The organism is Streptomyces nitrosporeus (genome assembly GCF_008704555.1).
Lineage (GTDB): Bacteria > Actinomycetota > Actinomycetes > Streptomycetales > Streptomycetaceae > Streptomyces > Streptomyces nitrosporeus.
The window spans coordinates 2,028,381-2,043,037 of sequence record NZ_CP023702.1; the positions used below are offsets into that span (position 1 = coordinate 2,028,381).

The window sequence follows — 14,657 nt, forward strand, 5'->3', positions numbered from 1 at the left end:
AGCCTGGCACTTTAGGTGTGGGTTTTTCCAGTGTTCGCTAGGTCGAAGCCCGAACCGCCCTTGGGCACCGAGGCGGGCGACAGGCCCACCGTGAGCTTCTTCTGCGGCCACTCGGCCCCGGAGTTGACGACCGCGGCCCGCACCCGGTCCCGGCTCTCGACCAGGCTCTTGTCCGGCAGCCCGACCAGGGTGAAGGCCGCCACCCCGGGCTCCAGGTCGGCCTGGACCTCCACCACCACTCCCTCGACGCCGACCAGCGCCACCGAGCACGCCCGTGCGAACGCCATCAGGCCATCCCCCGCACGTGCTCGGTGACCGGGGCCCCGCGGCCGGGCAGGACCACTCCGACCAGATCGATCCTGACCCCGCCCGGCGGCGGTCCGCCGTGCCGGTCGAGCCAGATCCCGGCGAGCCTGCGCAGCCGCTCCGCCTTGGCCGGCGTGACGGCCTGCATCGGATGCTCGAAGGCACCCGCCCTGCGGGTCTTCACCTCGCAGACGACCAGCGCGTCGCCGTCCCGGGCGACGATGTCGATCTCTCCCGCGCGACAGCGCCAGTTGCGCTCCAGCACGTCCATCCCGGCCTCGGTCAGCAGCCGCGCCGCCAGATCCTCGCCGTACCGCCCGAGTGCCCCCCGTGCGTTCATGTCGGCACCACCTCCGGGAGCGACTCTGCCCCGGACCGCCCGCACTGTTGGATCTTGGTGGATAACCCGGCCGTTGTGGATATCCCGGCCACCCGCAGGAGTGGGATCCCGGCCCGTACGACAGCACGTACGACGGCCCGCCCTGCCCGCCCGACAGTCCCCCGGCCCCGCACGGCGACCCGCCCGGCCCTGCGTGACAACCGGCCTGACCCACACGCCGCACGCCCGCCCGGCCCACACGCCGCACAACCGGCCCGCACGACCACCCGGCCCGGCCCCGCCCGGACCCGCACGACAGTCCTCCAGCCCGGCCCACGCCCGGGCGGCGGCCCCCGCCCGCCGGACATCCGCCCCCGGCGCCGAGGCCCCGGCTCAGCCGCCCGGCAGCTCCAGGTCGCTCTTGTTGAGCTCCTCGATGTTCACGTCCTTGAACGTGAGCACCCGGACCTGCTTGACGAACCTGGCGGGCCGGTACATGTCCCAGACCCACGCGTCCGCCATGGACACCTCGAAAAAGACCTCACCCTGCACCGAGTGCACCTGCATCTCGTAGTCGTTGGTGAGGTAGAAGCGCCGCTCGGTCTCGATCACGTATTTGAACAGACCGACGACATCGCGGTACTCCCGGTAGAGCTTCAGCTCCATCTCGGTCTCGTACTTCTCGAGGTCCTCGGCGCTCATGGCATGTTCCCCTTCAGCCGTGCGTTCCCCTATTGTGCGCCAGCCGCCCGCGCCCCCGGGCGATCAGACGAATTCGGGGGCGAGAACCAGCGGATCACCCGGAGGCCCCTCGTCGAGCAGCGTGCGCAGCAGCCCGGCGAGTCTGGTCGGGTACACCGTCTCACGCGTCGCCAGCAGTTCGTCGGAGGTCCACCACCTCAGACCGGAGACACTGCGCCGCTCCAGTTCGGTGAACCCTCCCGGATCGGTCTCCGTACGCTCCGTACGCGCCAGGTAGTACCACTCGTCCTGCTGCCACCGCCGCCCGTCGAACGGGAAGGAGCAGAGACGGGTCCACAGCAGCGGGCCCAGCTCGATCTCCGTGATACCGGTCTCCTCGGCGAGCTCGCGCCGCGCCGCCTCCTGGCGCGTCTCCCCGCCCTCCAGGCCGCCGCCCGGGGTGAACCACCAGGTGGAGGAGGGGTCGTCCGGCTCGAACCCGTGCATCAGCAGGATCCTGTCGTCCGGGTCCAGCAGTACCACCCGGGCGACCCTGCGCGTCTCACCGGGCACCGGCGGCAACCTCCCGGAGCCTGCGCCGGCGGGCGGCGCGGGCCGCGACCGGGCCGTGGACGGCCCCGCCCAGGATCAGTACGGCGCCCAGCACGGCCGCGAGGACCTGGAGGGGCAGGGGGCCCGTTTCGGACACCCCGCCGGGCAGTGCCGCGAAGCCGGCGGGCCGCTCGATCATGCCGTGCATGGGCCACGCCACGGCATCGACCCGGGCCTGTACGGCGCTGCGCGGCACCGAGCCCTGGCCGGCGTCGTCGAGGTGGACCCGGGAGTCCTGGGAACCGTGGCGCTCGTCGCCCAGGAGGAAGAGCCCGTCCTTCGGCACCTTCGCGGAGAAGTCCTGTCCGGAGGCGCGGTCCCGGGACTCCGGAGAACCGCCGGCCGGCCGCAGATACGGTTCTTCGACCGGCTTGCCGTTGACGGTCAGCAGACCGTCCTCGTCGCAGCAGGCGACGGTGTCCCCTCCCACGCCGACGACCCGCTTCACCATGGGGACCGCCCCCCACACCGAGTCGGTGAAGACGACGACGTCGCCCCGTCTGACGTCGTCACCGTCTATTCGCTCGGCGAGCACCCGGTCGCCCGGGTCGACCGTCGGCTCCATCGAGGAGGTGGGCACCGTGTACGGCTTGTAGACCACCGCCGCCCAGGCGAAGCCGCCGAGGAAGAGCACGCAGCCGACGGCCACGGCCACATTCGACAACACACTGCCGAGCCGGCCACGGCCCTCGCCCGCACGTCCCGTTCCGCTCATCCGGGTGCTTCCCCCATCGGAGATCGACGACCGCTGATCCCGGTGGACCCGCGTGGGCACCCTACCCGTCGGTACGGTCGCGGGTCAGCCTCCGGCGGCGCCAGAACACGAGGGGCAGCGCTCCGGCCACGCCCAGTGCGCCGGGCACCGCGGCGCCCGCCATCGCGTTCAGCCCGGGCTGGTCGAAGGTGCTCGGGATCGGCAGCGTCGCCCAGCGGTTGACCGGCCAGGCGATCACGACGGCCCGGCCGACGACCTCGTCCACGGACACCGTGCCCTGGCCCGGGAGCTCCTGGTGGTACCGGGAGTCCAGCGAGTTCTGGCGGTGGTCGCCCATCACCCAGATCCTGCCCTCGGGCACGTGGATCGGCCCGAAGGGCTCGTCGTCGCAGGCGCTGTTGCCCTCGAAGATGAAGGACTTGTCGTCCAGTGCCTTGCCGTTGACCGTGACCGGACCGTTCTTCTTGCACTCCACGGTGTCACCGCCGATCGCGATGACCCGCTTGATCAGGTCCTTCTCCTCGGCGGAGGGCATCAGTCCGATGAAGCTCAGGAACTTCTGCACCGCGTTGGGTTCCGGCGTCGCGGTGTCCTCCAGCCAGCCGCCCGGGTCGTGGAAGACCACGACCTCGCCGCGCTCCGGCTCGGACCCGAACCACGGTGTCAGCTTGTCGACCAGCACCCGGTCGCCCCGCTGCAGCGTGTTCTGCATGGAGTCGGAGGGGATGGAGAACGCCTGCACCAGGAAGGTCTTGATCAGCAGCGCGAGGATGAGCGCGATACCGATGAGGAGCGGCAGTTCCTTCCAGAAGGAACGCGGCTTCTTCGGTGCGGCGTCCCTGCCGTCCGTCCCGCCTCCGTCAGGGGAGTCCCCGCCCGGACCGGACGGCCCCGAGGGGCCCGGAGGGCCGAAGCCCGCGGAGGCGCCGTCACCCGGCGCCCGTCCCGTCGGGCCCGTCGGACTCCCGCCGTTCGAAGGCCGGTCCTCGGGCCCGTCGTGTCCGGATCGTGCGCCGACCGCCAAATCCCCCACATCCACTCCTCACTCCGTGCCACCGCCCACGCCCGATCCGGCGCAGGCCCACCACTCCCATAACGAGCGGGAGTTCCGCAGGGGTCGGGAGCAGGACCATTCCGTTGGGATCCTGGTGGTCCACACTATTCGACGGGCCGCTCGCCCCGGACGTCCCGGCACGCCCCTCGGGCACCGACGCGTAGGTGGCCGGCTCCTCCAGCCTGCGCCAGTGGCCGAGGGGCCAGGCGATGACGACAGCCCGTCCGACGACCTGTTCCTCGGAGACCGTGCCCTGATGGGGCTGGTCGAGATGGAAGCGCGAGTCGGCCGAGTTGGACCGGTGGTCGCCCATGACGAAGAGGCGGCCCGGCGGAACCTTTACCTCGAATTGGACGGTGGAGGGATCACTGTCCGGATGCAGGTAGGGCTCGTCCAGCGCCTCGCCGTTGACGGTGACCCGGCCGTCGCTCCCGCAGCACCTGACCGTGTCACCGCCCACCCCCACCACCCGCTTGATCAGGTCCTGCTCGTCCGCGGAGGGCAGCAGGCCGATGAAGGTCAGCAGTTCCTTGGCCTGTTTGACCCCGGCGGGCGGGTCCCCGGCGGGGGCCTCGCCCGGCGGCAGCCAGCCCCCGGGGTCCTGGAAGACCACCACGTCGCCGCGCTCGGGCCCGGCCCCGAACCAGGGCGTCAGTTTGTCCACCAGTACCCGGTCGCCGATCTTGATGGTCTGCTCCATCGACCCGGACGGGATCACGAACGCCTGGACGAGGAAGGTCTTGAGCACCAGCGCGATCACCAGCGCCATCAGGGCGAGGAGGGGGATCTCCTTGACCGCCGACCGGCGTCGGCGGCGCTCCGCCTTCCGTGCCAGCCTGCGGCGCTCGGCCCTGGTGGGCAGCGGGCTGGAGGGGCCGGGACCGTCGCCTGAGGGCTCCGGGACGCCTCCGCGGCTCCGCCTACCCATGGTCCGGGCCCGCCGGCCGGATGCCGTCGAAGGCACCGGTCTCCTCCAGGGAGCCGATCCGGCCCAGGGGCCAGCCCAGCCAGTCGACCCGCCCGACCACCCGGTCGACGGGCACCATGCCGCCCCCGGGCTGCCCGAGATGGTCCCTGGAGTCCCGGGAGTGGGACCGGTGGTCGCCCATCATCCACAGCGTGCCGTCGGGCACCACGATGTCGAAGGGCACCTGGGAGGGGCTGTCGCCGGAATACAGGTAGTCCTCGTCGACCGGCTCGCCGTTCACCTCGAGCCGGCCGCCCTTGTCGCAGCAGACCACACGGTCGCCCCCCACGCCCACCACCCGCTTCACGAAGTCGGTCCCCCCGGGTTCGGCCAGTCCCAGGGAGGACGCCGCTCCCCGCAGCAGCGCGGCCACGGTGTTCCCGTCGGAGGACTCCTGGACGAAGGAGCCGGTGCCGTCGAAGACCACCACGTCACCGCGGGCCGGCTCGGAGCCGAAACGGTACGCCAGTTTGTTGACGAGTACACGGTCCCCGATCCGCAGCGTGGGTTCCATCGACCCGCTCGGGATGAGGAAGGGCTGCATCACGAATGTGCTGAACAGCAGCAGGGCGGCCGTGCAGAGGGCGCCGAGGAAGACGGCCCGCCCCCAGGACATCCCCCCGGTCCCCCGGGCCGTGACATGCGTGGAGCGCGACCCCTCCTCCGTCCCGTCTGCCGGGCCGGAGGAACGATCGCGCTCCATGTGCTGTGCTTCGGTGTCCATCGGGGCCGAATCCTATCCGGCCCTCCTGTGGGCGCCGGAGCGGAATCAGCGGTCGCGCTTCTCCTTGATCTTCGCGGCCTTGCCGCGCAGCTCACGGAGGAAGTACAGCTTGGCGCGACGGACGTCACCGCGGGTGACGAGCTCGATCTTCTCGAAGATCGGGCTGTGCACCGGGAAGGTGCGCTCGACGCCGACGCTGAAGGAGACCTTGCGGACCGTGAAGGTCTCGCTGACGCCCGCGCCCTGGCGGCGGATGACGACGCCCTTGAACTGCTGGATACGGGAGCGGCTGCCCTCGATCACGCGCACGTGGACGTTGACGGTGTCACCCGGGCGGAAGGCCGGGAGGTCGGTGCGGAGCGAGGCGGCGTTGACGCCATCGAGCAGGGAAGCCATGTTGTCTGCTTTCTTCGCCGATGCCACAGGTCATCGACGGGAGAGAGGAAAGTGTGGATGCCGCGTCGGGCGGGCGTCGTTCCCCCTGTGGCAGGGGCGCACGCCGGACGCACAGCGGGCCTATTCTTCCACGGCCTCGGGTCTGCGCCAAAATCGCCCGCCGGGCTCCGGTGACCAGCCGAGGATGGAGAGGATCTCCCGGTCCTTCTTGTCGAAGCCGGACGCCTCGCAACGCTCGATCAGATCGGGCCTGTTGAGGGCGGTGCGCCGGAACGCCTCGTCCCGGCGCCACCGCGCGATCCTGCCGTGGTGGCCGCTGAGCAGCACGTCCGGGATCCCGCGTCCGCGCCACTCGGGCGGCTTGGTGTAGACGGGGCCTTCGAGCAGGTCGGCCATGGCTCCGGGGGCGAAGGAGTCGTCCCGGTGCGATTCGGCGTTGCCCAGCACACCCGGCAGCAGCCGGGCCACCGCCTCCGTGACGACCAGGACCGCCGCTTCCCCGCCGGCCAGGACGTAGTCCCCGATGGAGACCTCCACGACCGGCATCCGGGTCGCGTACTCGTCGATCACCCGGCGGTCGATGCCCTCGTACCGGGCCGGGGTGAAGACCAGCCAGGGGCGCCCGGAGAGCTCCACGGCCATCTCCTGCGTGAAGGGCCTGCCGCTGGGCGTCGGGACCACCAGGACCGGTGAGTGCGCCCCGGCCTCGTAACCGCCCGCCAGGGCGTCGTCCAGCGCCTCCCCCCAGGGACCGGTCTTCATGACCATCCCCGGCCCCCCGCCGTAGGGGGTGTCGTCCACCGTGTTGTGCCGGTCGTACGTCCAGTCCCGCAGGTCGTGCACATGGACGTCGAGGCGGCCCGCCGCCCGCGCCTTGCCGACGAGCGAGACGTTGAGCGGTTCGAGGTACTCCGGGAAGATCGTGACGACGTCGAGCCGCATCAGGCGCCGTCCTTCCGCTGCCCGTCCGCCGGACCGTCGCCCTGCTCCCCGGCGTCCCGCGCGGAGGCGACGACGGCCTCGCGGTCGTCGATGAGCCCCGGGGGCGGGTCGATGACGGCCCGCTGCTCCTCCAGGTCGATCCCGGTGACGATCTCCTCCACGAACGGGATCATCACCTCGCTTCCGTCGGGGCGTTCCACGATGAAGAGGTCCTGGGACGGCAGATGGCTGATCTCGGTGATCCGGCCGATCACGGTGCCGTCGGCGAGGACCACGTCCAGGTCGATCAGCTGGTGGTCGTAGAACTCGTCCTCCTCCTCCGGCAGCTGCGCCGGGTCCACCTCGGCGATCAGCAGGGTGTTGCGGAGCGCCTCGGCCGCCGTGCGGTCCTGGACGTTCTCGAAGCGGAGGAGGAGCCGGCCGCTGTGGACCCTGCCCGTCTCGATCGTCAGGGGCCCCCGCTCGGCCGGGTCGGTGGCCAGGACGGCCCCGGGCCCGAGCCGGAGTTCGGGCTCGTCGGTGCGCACCTCGACGGTGACCTCGCCCTTGATGCCGTGGGCGCGACCGATCCGCGCCACTACCAACTGCACGTGTTTCTCCTGGTCATGGTGTACGGACGACAAACGGTGACGTGTACGGCGACAGACGATGACGGGTACGGACGACAACGGTGGCGGTGTACAGGCGACAACGGTGACGGTGTACGGACGACAAAGGCCGGGGACGGCTCGAAAGCCCTCCCCGGCCCCGGCCGGTGTTCAACTCTTTCAGCGAACCTGGTCCACGTCGACGAGGTCGACGCGGATACCGCGGCCGCCGATGGCACCCACGACGGTACGCAGGGCGCGTGCGGTGCGGCCGTTGCGGCCGATCACCTTGCCGAGGTCGTCCGGGTGGACCCGGACCTCCAGCACGCGTCCGCGGCGCAGGTCGCGCGAGGCGACCTGCACATCGTCGGGGTTGTCGACGATGCCTTTCACGAGGTGCTCAAGAGCCTCCTCGAGCATGCTCAGGCCTCGGTCGACTCGGTGGACGCGGCGTCGGCCGCCTCGTCCGCCTTCTTGTCCGACTTCTTGGCCTTCTGAGTGATGGCCTCACCCTTGGCCTCGTCACCGTCGGCGCTCAGCGACTCGAAGAGAGCGCGCTTGTCGGCCTTGGGCTCCGGCTGCAGCAGCGGCGCGGGGGCCGGGAGGCCCTTGTGCGCCTGCCAGTCACCGGTGAGCTTCAGGATGGCGAGGACCGGCTCGGTCGGCTGGGCGCCGACGGACAGCCAGTACTGCGCACGCTCCGAGTTGACCTCGATGCGCGAGGGGTTCTGCACCGGGTGGTACAGACCGATCTCCTCGATGGCCCGGCCGTCACGGCGGGTACGGGAGTCGGCGACGACGATGCGGTAGTGAGGCGAACGGATCTTGCCCAGACGCTTCAGCTTGATCTTGACTGCCACGGGAGTGGTGTCTCCTGGTCTCTGACGTGGTTGGGCACAACGAAGATGCCACGTGGGGTTTGCGGTACTCAAAGTGCCCGACGGACGCGTCAGCCGGAGGAGAGAGGGGTCCTGTGCGGCTGTCGAGTACAGCTAGCCATTGTGCCACACCACGGCGGGTCACCTGACCGCGGCCACCGCTTCCGGGATACGGAAGGGCTTGCCGCACCCGCCGCAGACGATCGGCGCCTGGGCGAGGACCGACGGGACGACGCGGACGTTGCGCCCGCAGTCGCAGACGGCCTTGACCCGCACCCCTCCGCCGGAGGAGCCGTGCCGGGCGGCCGGGCCGCGGAAGGAGCGCTTGGTGTCCGCCGCGGTGGCCACCGTGTGGGCCTTCAGCGCCCGCTGGAGGCGTTCCGTCGTCGGGCGGTATCTGCGTTTGGCCTCGGGATTCAGCGTCACCAGCGAGAAACCGCTGCTGGGGTGGGGCTCCTCGGCATGGTCGAGGCCCAGCTCCTCGGCGATCGCGAGGAAGCGGCGGTTGTGGTAACGGCCGGCGCGGGAGGTGTCCCGGACACCTCTCGCGGCGGCGATGCCGTGGACTGCCTCGTGGAGCAGTCGTTCGAAGGAGAGTTCCGCGCCGCAGGCGGACGAGGACTCTCCGATCAGGGACTCTGGCGCGGCAAGATCAGGCAGCTCGGGGTGGTACCGCTGAATGTCGGCCCACGCCTGCGCCAGCTCTGCGGCAAGTACAGGTGGTGTCGTGCTCACGTCGTGACAACGAGCGTGAGTGCTCCGGTGTTCCTATTCCAGGGCATCCCAAATAATTTGCACGTACCAGTCAGTTGTCACTGATGCGTCCGGAGGACGGCAGGTGCGCAGATCTGCGGAGAAGCCTCACAGCTCGCACCAAGGCGGTACGTAGCCCGACGTACGCGTCGCGTGTAGACGCGCTCCCACCGGCGACATTACCCGCGGCGGATCACCGGCCCGGGGCGGGGACGGGCCGGGCGGCCGGCGCCCGACGTGCTGCGCCGCGCCCGCCGGGTCAGACTGGGGGGGAAGTGCGAGCGGCGGCGCGTGCCCGCGCCCGTGTCCGGCGGCGGTGCGGGCCGGGGCGCACGACCGGAGCACGCGAGCCGACGGCATCAGGTCGTGTCGGGCCTCTGGACGCGGCCGCGTATGCGGAGTTCCCTGACATACGGAACCGGGCGGAGGGGTTCCGGCACCTGTACACGGGGGGACCGTCCACTCGGGCACGACCGACTCCTCGGCGGATTGGGGCGCATTCCATGACACCAACGCTCGTCCGGCACCACGGGTACGCGGATTCGTCCGCCCCGGTGGACGCCGCTGCCCGTGCCCGCGACTGGGCCGAGATCCAGGAACGCATGCTGGCACCCCTGTACGAATCGGTGTTCGACCGGCTTGAGGTCGGGCCCGGGACGCGGATGCTCTCCCTCGGCTGCGGTTCGGGGCTCGCCCTGCTGGCCGCCGCGGGGCGCGGGGCCCGTGTCACCGGCGTCGAGAGCGACCGCGAGCGCCTGGCCCTGGCCCGGGAACGCCTCGGTCCGGGTCCGTCCGCCGAGGCCGGCGCCCGTACGGCGGCGCGGTACGCGCGGCTCGTGGAGCGTGTGCCGGCGGCCGCGGCGGGTGAGCCGCCGTACGACCTGCTCACCGCCTTCGACCCGATCGGGAGCGTGGCGGGGGACTTCGAGGGACTCGCCCCCGCGCTCGCGGCCGCGATGCCGCTGGCCGGGCGCGGGGCCACGGTGGTGCTGACCGGCTGGGGGCCGCCTGAGCGGTGCGCGACCGCCCCGGTCCTGCGGGTGGCGGCGCGGCTGGCCGGGCCGGCACGGGCCCCGCGGCCGGACGGCTGGCGGCCGGCGCTGCGGGACGATCTGGAGGAGGTCGCCGCGCGGGCCGGACTGAAGCCGGACGGCTCGGGCCGGGTGTCCTGTCCGTTCGGGTACGCGGATGTGGAGAGCGCGGTGCGCGGTCTGCTGTCCACCGGGCTGTTCGACGCGGCGATACGGGCTACGGACCGCTCCCAGGCCGAGAAGGAGGTCGCGGAGGCCGTGCACCCGCATGTGCGGCCCGACGGCACGGTCTGGATGCCGAACGTCTTCCGCTACCTGGTGTGCGTGACCTGAGGCCACGGGGAGCACGGTACGGAGAAGGGGCACCCCGGGCGGGGTGCCCCTTCTCCGTACCGCCGGGCGGACCGGCCGCCGGGCCGGGTCAGCCGGGGCCGGATCAGCCCATGAACTTCTTGAACTCGTCCGGCAGTTCGAAGTTCTTGTCGTCCTGGGCCGGGAGGCCGAAGGCGCCGCCCTGGGCCGCCTGCTCGCGGCGGGCGGCCGCGGCCTGCTCCTCGGCCTTGCGCTTCATCGGGTTGCCCGACTTGCGCTTGCCCTTGGCCTGCTTGACCTGCTTCTTCTGCCGGCCGGCGCCGCCGCCCGTACCCGGCAGCCCCGGCATGCCCGGCATCCCGCCGCCCTGGGCCATCTTCGACATCATCTTGCGGGCCTCGAAGAACCGCTCCACGAGGTTCTTCACGGCGGAGACCTCGACACCGGAGCCCTTGGCGATACGAGCGCGGCGGGAGCCGTTGATGATCGTCGGTTCGGCGCGTTCCTTCGGGGTCATCGACTTGATGATCGCGGCGGTGCGGTCCACGTCGCGCTCGTCGATGTTGTTGATCTGGTCCTTGATCTGCCCCATCCCGGGGAGCATCCCGAGCAGCTTGGAGATGGAGCCCATCTTCCGGACCTGCTCCATCTGCGCCAGGAAGTCGTCGAGCGTGAAGTCCTTGCCCTTGCTGGACGCCAGCTTGGAGGCCATCTTGGCGGCCTCTTCCTGGCTGAAGGTCTTCTCCGCCTGCTCGATCAGGGTGAGCAGGTCACCCATGTCGAGGATGCGGGAGGCCATCCGGTCCGGGTGGAAGGCGTCGAAGTCCTCCAGCTTCTCGCCGTTCGACGCGAACATGATCTGCTTGCCCGTGACATGGGCGATCGACAGGGCGGCACCACCGCGGGCGTCACCGTCCAGCTTGGAGAGCACCACGCCGTCGAAGCCGACGCCGTCGCGGAACGCCTCGGCGGTGTTGACCGCGTCCTGGCCGATCATCGCGTCGACGACGAAGAGGATCTCGTCGGGGCTGACGGCGTCGCGGATGTCCGCGGCCTGCCGCATCAGCTCCTGGTCGATGCCGAGGCGGCCCGCGGTGTCGACGATGACGATGTCGTGGACCTTGGCCCTGGCGAACTCGATGGAGTCCTGGGCGACCTTGACCGGGTCGCCGACGCCGTTGCCCGGCTCCGGCGCGTACACCGCGACACCGGCGCGCTCGGCGACGACGCTCAGCTGGTTGACGGCGTTGGGGCGCTGGAGGTCGCAGGCGACCAGCAGCGGGGAGTGGCCCTGGCCCTTGAGCCAGAGGCCGAGCTTTCCGGCGAGGGTGGTCTTACCGGCACCCTGGAGACCGGCGAGCATGATCACGGTGGGCGGGTTCTTGGCGAACCGGAGCCGCCGGGTCTCGCCGCCGAGGATGGAGACGAGCTCCTCGTTGACGATCTTGACGACCTGCTGGGCGGGGTTGAGCGCCTGGGAGACCTCGGACCCGCGGGCCCGCTCCTTGACCTTGGCGATGAACGCCCGGACGACGGGGAGGGCGACATCGGCCTCGAGCAGGGCGATACGGATCTCGCGAGCCGTGGCGTCGATGTCCGCCTCGGACAAGCGGCCCTTGCCCCTGAGGTTCTTGAAAGTCGCGCTAAGGCGGTCGGAGAGAGTATCGAACACGGCGCTCGTCGGTCCTCAGGGTCGGGGGCGGGGCTGGTCAGTCGCCCTCCAGGGTATCCGGACCCCGGAGGAGGCAAAGCCCTCGCCCGTTTCTCGTGACGAACGGGCGGGCCGCAGAAGGGCGGACGGGCGGCCGCGGGACGGCGGACGGGCGGGCCGCGGGGCTCAGCCCAGCGCCTTCTCCACCTCCCGGGCCACCTCCGCGGCACGCTCCCCGGGCAGCGGCCCGCCGTCCCCGTCCGTGACGTAGAAGGCGTCCACCGCGTTCGCCCCCAGCGTCGAGACATGGGCGCTGCGTACCCGTACGGCGCTCCGCTCCAGGGCGTGGCCGATCCGGTGCAGCAGCCCGGGGGCGTCCTGGGCGCGCACCTCGATGACCGTGGCCAGGCGGGAGGCCGCCGGGGCGACGGTGACCCGGGGCGGCGGCGCCTTGACCCCGCGCCGCCGGGGGTAGGCGGCCTCGCGTTCGGCGAGGCGGGCCCGGATGTCCAGGGAGCCGTCCAGGGCGCGTACGAGGTCGGTGCGGAGCCGGGCGGCCTGCGGGAGGGAGCCGTACTCGGCGGCGACCCGCCAGCTCAGGACCAGCAGGTCCGCCGGTCCGCCGAGCCCGGTGGGCAGTTCGACCGCCCGCAGGTCGGCCGCGCGGACGGTGAGCCGATGCAGGGCGAGGACCCCGGCCGCCGCCGGGAGGACGCCGGGCCGGTCGGGCAGCGCGATGAGGAGTTCGACGCCGACGGGTTCGGGGTCGCCGTCCGCGAGGGCGGGTTCGGGCCCGGTGCGCAGGGCCAGGGCCGGCTCCCCGGTGCGCAGGGCCTCGACGGCGAGCCGTTCCTGTTCCGCGCCGGGCGTGAGCGGCTCGGGCTCGGCCGGCTCCTCGCCCGCCAGCAGGGCAGCGACGCGTTTGACCAGGTCCGTGACGAGACCGGCACGCCAGGAGCTCCAGGCGGCCGGGCCGGTGGCCAGGGCGTCGGCCTCGGTGAGGGCGTGCAGCAGCTCCAGGGTGGAGGTGCTGCCCACGGCGTCGGCGACGGCGCGCACGGTCGCCGGGTCGTCGAGGTCGCGCCGGGTGGCGGTCTCGACGAGCAGCAGGTGGTGGCGTACGAGGGTCGCGACGACGCCGGTGTCCTGTGCGTCGAAGCCGATCCGGGTGGCCATGTCGCGGGCGATGACCTCGCCGGCCGCGGAGTGGTCGCCGGGCCATCCCTTGCCGATGTCGTGGAGCAGTGCCGCGACCAGGAGCAGGTCGGGGCGGTGGACCCGGCGGGTGAGGGAGGCCGCGCGGACCGCGGTCTCGACGAGGTGCCGGTCCACCGTCCAGGTGTGGACGGGGTTGCGCTGCGGCCGGCAGCGGACGCGTTCCCAGTCGGGCAGCAGCCGGGTGATGATGCCCTCCGCCTCCAGCGCCTCCCAGACGGTGACGGTCGCCTCGCCGGCGCCGAGCAGGGTGACCAGTTCCTCGCGGGCCTCGGCGGGCCAGGGCACCGGCAGCGGCCGGGCCGCGGTGCGCAGGTGGCGTACGAGGTGCCGGGAGAGGGGCAGCCCGGACTCGGCGGCGGCGGCCGCGGCCCGGAGGGGGAGGACGGGGTCCTTCTCGGGGCGGGCCGTGCGGGCGAGGACGACCTCTCCGTCGGCCTCGACGACCCCTTCGGCGAGCGGGGTGCGTTCCGGGACGGCCTTCGCGCCGCCGCCGAGGAGGGAGCGCAGCCGGGGGCGGGCGGAGCGGGCGCGCAGGACGCGTTCCACCTCGCGCCAGGTGACGTCGGTGGCGTAGGAGACGGTGCGGGCGGCCTCGTAGACCTGCCGCAGCAGCGCGTCCGCGTCCAGGAGCCCGAGGGCCCCGGCGACCTGGTCCTGTTCCTGGAGGGCGAGGCGGTCGGTGGCGCGGCCGGTGGTGAGGTGGAGGGCGTCCCGGACGTCGAGGAGGGTGCGGCGGGCCTCGGCGAGCCCTTCGCGGGGGGCGTCGGCGACCCAGGAGGCGGCTACGGCGCGCAGGGCGGTGGCGTCGCGGAGGCCGCCGCGCGCCTCCTTGAGGTCGGGTTCCAGGAGGAACTGGAGCTCGCCCATGCGTTCGGCACGTTCCCGGCCGAGTCCGGCGAGTTCGGGGAGGCGTCGGTGGGCCTGGTTGCGCCAGTCGGCGAGGACCGTGGTGCGCAGTGCGGCGACGAGCCCGAGGTCACCGGCGACGGGCCGGGCGTCGAGCAGGCCGAGCTGGACCTTGAGGTCCTCCCCCGCGGTCTTCCGGGCCTCCGCGGGGGTGCGTACGGAGTGGTCGAGGGCCAGTCCGAGGTCCCAGACCGGGTACCAGATCCGGTCGGCGAGGGCGGCGACGGCCGCGGCGCCGGCGCTGCCGTCGTGCAGGAGCAGCAGGTCGAGGTCGCTGCGCGGGGAGAGTTCGCCGCGGCCGTACCCGCCGACGGCGACCAGGGCGGCGCCCCGGACGCCGGTTCCGGCCGCGGCCGTGGTGAACAGCGCGGTCAGCCAGTCGTCCGTGAGCCGGGCCAGGGCAAAACGGCGCGGCGGCCCGGACCGCGCCTCCTGCTGGAGGAGGCGCAGCCGGGCCGCCGCGTAGCCGCTGGGTCCCGGGTCATCTGTCGCGGTGGTCACTTCGGTGCTCGTCACCCGGCTGCCTTCCGTCTGATCGTGCCGATCGTGCGGTGTTCCGCCGGCCGGGGTCCCGCCGGCCGGGAGGTGCCGCCCGCCCCGGGCCC

Annotated in this window: 16 protein-coding genes and 1 pseudogene; 1 reads left to right on the forward strand and 16 read right to left on the reverse strand. The window is 72.2% G+C overall.

The genetic code is table 11. From position 1 onward, the window contains the following. Positions 1-35: 35 nt before the first annotated feature. The 14 genes and pseudogenes from CP967_RS08690 to CP967_RS08755 form a co-directional block, all read right to left on the reverse strand. A pseudogene (locus tag CP967_RS08690) lies at positions 36-287 on the reverse strand (magnesium chelatase domain-containing protein); the annotation flags it as partial. Next, on the reverse strand, positions 287-646 hold the full coding sequence (locus CP967_RS08695) for a YraN family protein (RefSeq protein ID WP_150487415.1): 360 nt from the start codon (positions 644-646) through the stop codon (positions 287-289). The pseudogene CP967_RS08690 and the gene CP967_RS08695, both read right to left, overlap by 1 nt. A gap of 372 nt (positions 647-1,018) precedes the next feature. Beyond that, complete coding sequence (locus CP967_RS08700; RefSeq protein WP_003965949.1) at positions 1,019-1,327, reverse strand: DUF2469 domain-containing protein; 309 nt, start codon at positions 1,325-1,327, stop codon at positions 1,019-1,021. Positions 1,328-1,390: 63 nt separating this feature from the next. Further along, on the reverse strand, positions 1,391-1,879 hold the full coding sequence (locus CP967_RS08705) for an NUDIX hydrolase (RefSeq protein ID WP_150487416.1): 489 nt from the start codon (positions 1,877-1,879) through the stop codon (positions 1,391-1,393). Further along, the gene (lepB, locus tag CP967_RS08710) at positions 1,869-2,633 is read right to left on the reverse strand and encodes a signal peptidase I (protein ID WP_150487417.1); all 765 of its coding nucleotides are present in this window, start codon (positions 2,631-2,633) and stop codon (positions 1,869-1,871) included. Before lepB (CP967_RS08710) ends, CP967_RS08705 begins: the two co-directional genes overlap by 11 nt. A 61-nt stretch (positions 2,634-2,694) precedes the next feature. Further along, positions 2,695-3,657 carry a signal peptidase I gene (lepB, locus tag CP967_RS08715; protein ID WP_150491761.1) on the reverse strand — a complete coding sequence of 321 codons (963 nt, stop codon included), beginning with the start codon at positions 3,655-3,657 and terminating at the stop codon, positions 2,695-2,697. After that, a complete protein-coding gene (lepB, locus tag CP967_RS08720) occupies positions 3,563-4,615 on the reverse strand; it encodes a signal peptidase I (RefSeq protein WP_150487418.1) in 1,053 nt (350 codons plus the stop codon). Before lepB (CP967_RS08720) ends, lepB (CP967_RS08715) begins: the two co-directional genes overlap by 95 nt. Continuing rightward, positions 4,608-5,378, reverse strand: a complete 771-nt coding sequence (lepB, locus tag CP967_RS08725; protein ID WP_150487419.1) for a signal peptidase I — start codon at positions 5,376-5,378, stop codon at positions 4,608-4,610. Before lepB (CP967_RS08725) ends, lepB (CP967_RS08720) begins: the two co-directional genes overlap by 8 nt. 45 nt (positions 5,379-5,423) lie before the next feature. After that, on the reverse strand, positions 5,424-5,774 hold the full coding sequence (gene rplS, locus CP967_RS08730; RefSeq protein WP_150487420.1) for a 50S ribosomal protein L19: 351 nt from the start codon (positions 5,772-5,774) through the stop codon (positions 5,424-5,426). 120 nt (positions 5,775-5,894) lie between these two features. After that, the gene (gene trmD, locus CP967_RS08735) at positions 5,895-6,716 is read right to left on the reverse strand and encodes a tRNA (guanosine(37)-N1)-methyltransferase TrmD (protein ID WP_150487421.1); all 822 of its coding nucleotides are present in this window, start codon (positions 6,714-6,716) and stop codon (positions 5,895-5,897) included. Further along, entirely contained in the window at positions 6,716-7,306 is a 591-nt protein-coding gene (rimM, locus tag CP967_RS08740) for a ribosome maturation factor RimM (protein ID WP_150487422.1), read from the reverse strand. The genes trmD and rimM overlap by 1 nt, the downstream gene beginning before the upstream one ends. Before the next feature lie 177 nt (positions 7,307-7,483). Then, complete coding sequence (locus CP967_RS08745; RefSeq protein ID WP_014153811.1) at positions 7,484-7,723, reverse strand: RNA-binding protein; 240 nt, start codon at positions 7,721-7,723, stop codon at positions 7,484-7,486. Positions 7,724-7,725: 2 nt separating this feature from the next. Beyond that, entirely contained in the window at positions 7,726-8,163 is a 438-nt protein-coding gene (gene rpsP / locus CP967_RS08750) for a 30S ribosomal protein S16 (RefSeq protein ID WP_150487423.1), read from the reverse strand. Between the two features lie 159 nt (positions 8,164-8,322). Next, complete coding sequence (locus CP967_RS08755; protein ID WP_150487424.1) at positions 8,323-8,916, reverse strand: hypothetical protein; 594 nt, start codon at positions 8,914-8,916, stop codon at positions 8,323-8,325. Between the two features lie 521 nt (positions 8,917-9,437). Between CP967_RS08755 and CP967_RS08760 the strand changes: the two genes are divergently transcribed. Next, positions 9,438-10,298, forward strand: a complete 861-nt coding sequence (locus CP967_RS08760; protein ID WP_150487425.1) for a class I SAM-dependent methyltransferase — start codon at positions 9,438-9,440, stop codon at positions 10,296-10,298. A gap of 103 nt (positions 10,299-10,401) precedes the next feature. Here the strand turns inward: CP967_RS08760 and ffh are convergent, their stop codons facing one another. Continuing rightward, complete coding sequence (gene ffh, locus CP967_RS08765; RefSeq protein ID WP_150487426.1) at positions 10,402-11,949, reverse strand: signal recognition particle protein; 1,548 nt, start codon at positions 11,947-11,949, stop codon at positions 10,402-10,404. Between the two features lie 165 nt (positions 11,950-12,114). Then, on the reverse strand, positions 12,115-14,568 hold the full coding sequence (locus tag CP967_RS08770; protein WP_150487427.1) for a [protein-PII] uridylyltransferase: 2,454 nt from the start codon (positions 14,566-14,568) through the stop codon (positions 12,115-12,117). Between the last annotated feature and the right edge of the window lie 89 nt (positions 14,569-14,657).

Coding starts and splice junctions, on each gene's coding strand:
- CP967_RS08695 (WP_150487415.1), bottom strand. CDS start 646: ATGAACGCACGGGGGGCACTCGGGCGGTACGGCGAGGATCTGGCGGCG.
- CP967_RS08700 (WP_003965949.1), bottom strand. CDS start 1,327: ATGAGCGCCGAGGACCTCGAGAAGTACGAGACCGAGATGGAGCTGAAG.
- lepB (WP_150487417.1), bottom strand. CDS start 2,633: ATGAGCGGAACGGGACGTGCGGGCGAGGGCCGTGGCCGGCTCGGCAGT.
- lepB (WP_150487418.1), bottom strand. CDS start 4,615: ATGGGTAGGCGGAGCCGCGGAGGCGTCCCGGAGCCCTCAGGCGACGGT.
- lepB (WP_150487419.1), bottom strand. CDS start 5,378: ATGGACACCGAAGCACAGCACATGGAGCGCGATCGTTCCTCCGGCCCG.
- rplS (WP_150487420.1), bottom strand. CDS start 5,774: ATGGCTTCCCTGCTCGATGGCGTCAACGCCGCCTCGCTCCGCACCGAC.
- trmD (WP_150487421.1), bottom strand. CDS start 6,716: ATGCGGCTCGACGTCGTCACGATCTTCCCGGAGTACCTCGAACCGCTC.
- CP967_RS08745 (WP_014153811.1), bottom strand. CDS start 7,723: ATGCTCGAGGAGGCTCTTGAGCACCTCGTGAAAGGCATCGTCGACAAC.
- CP967_RS08760 (WP_150487425.1), top strand. CDS start 9,438: ATGACACCAACGCTCGTCCGGCACCACGGGTACGCGGATTCGTCCGCC.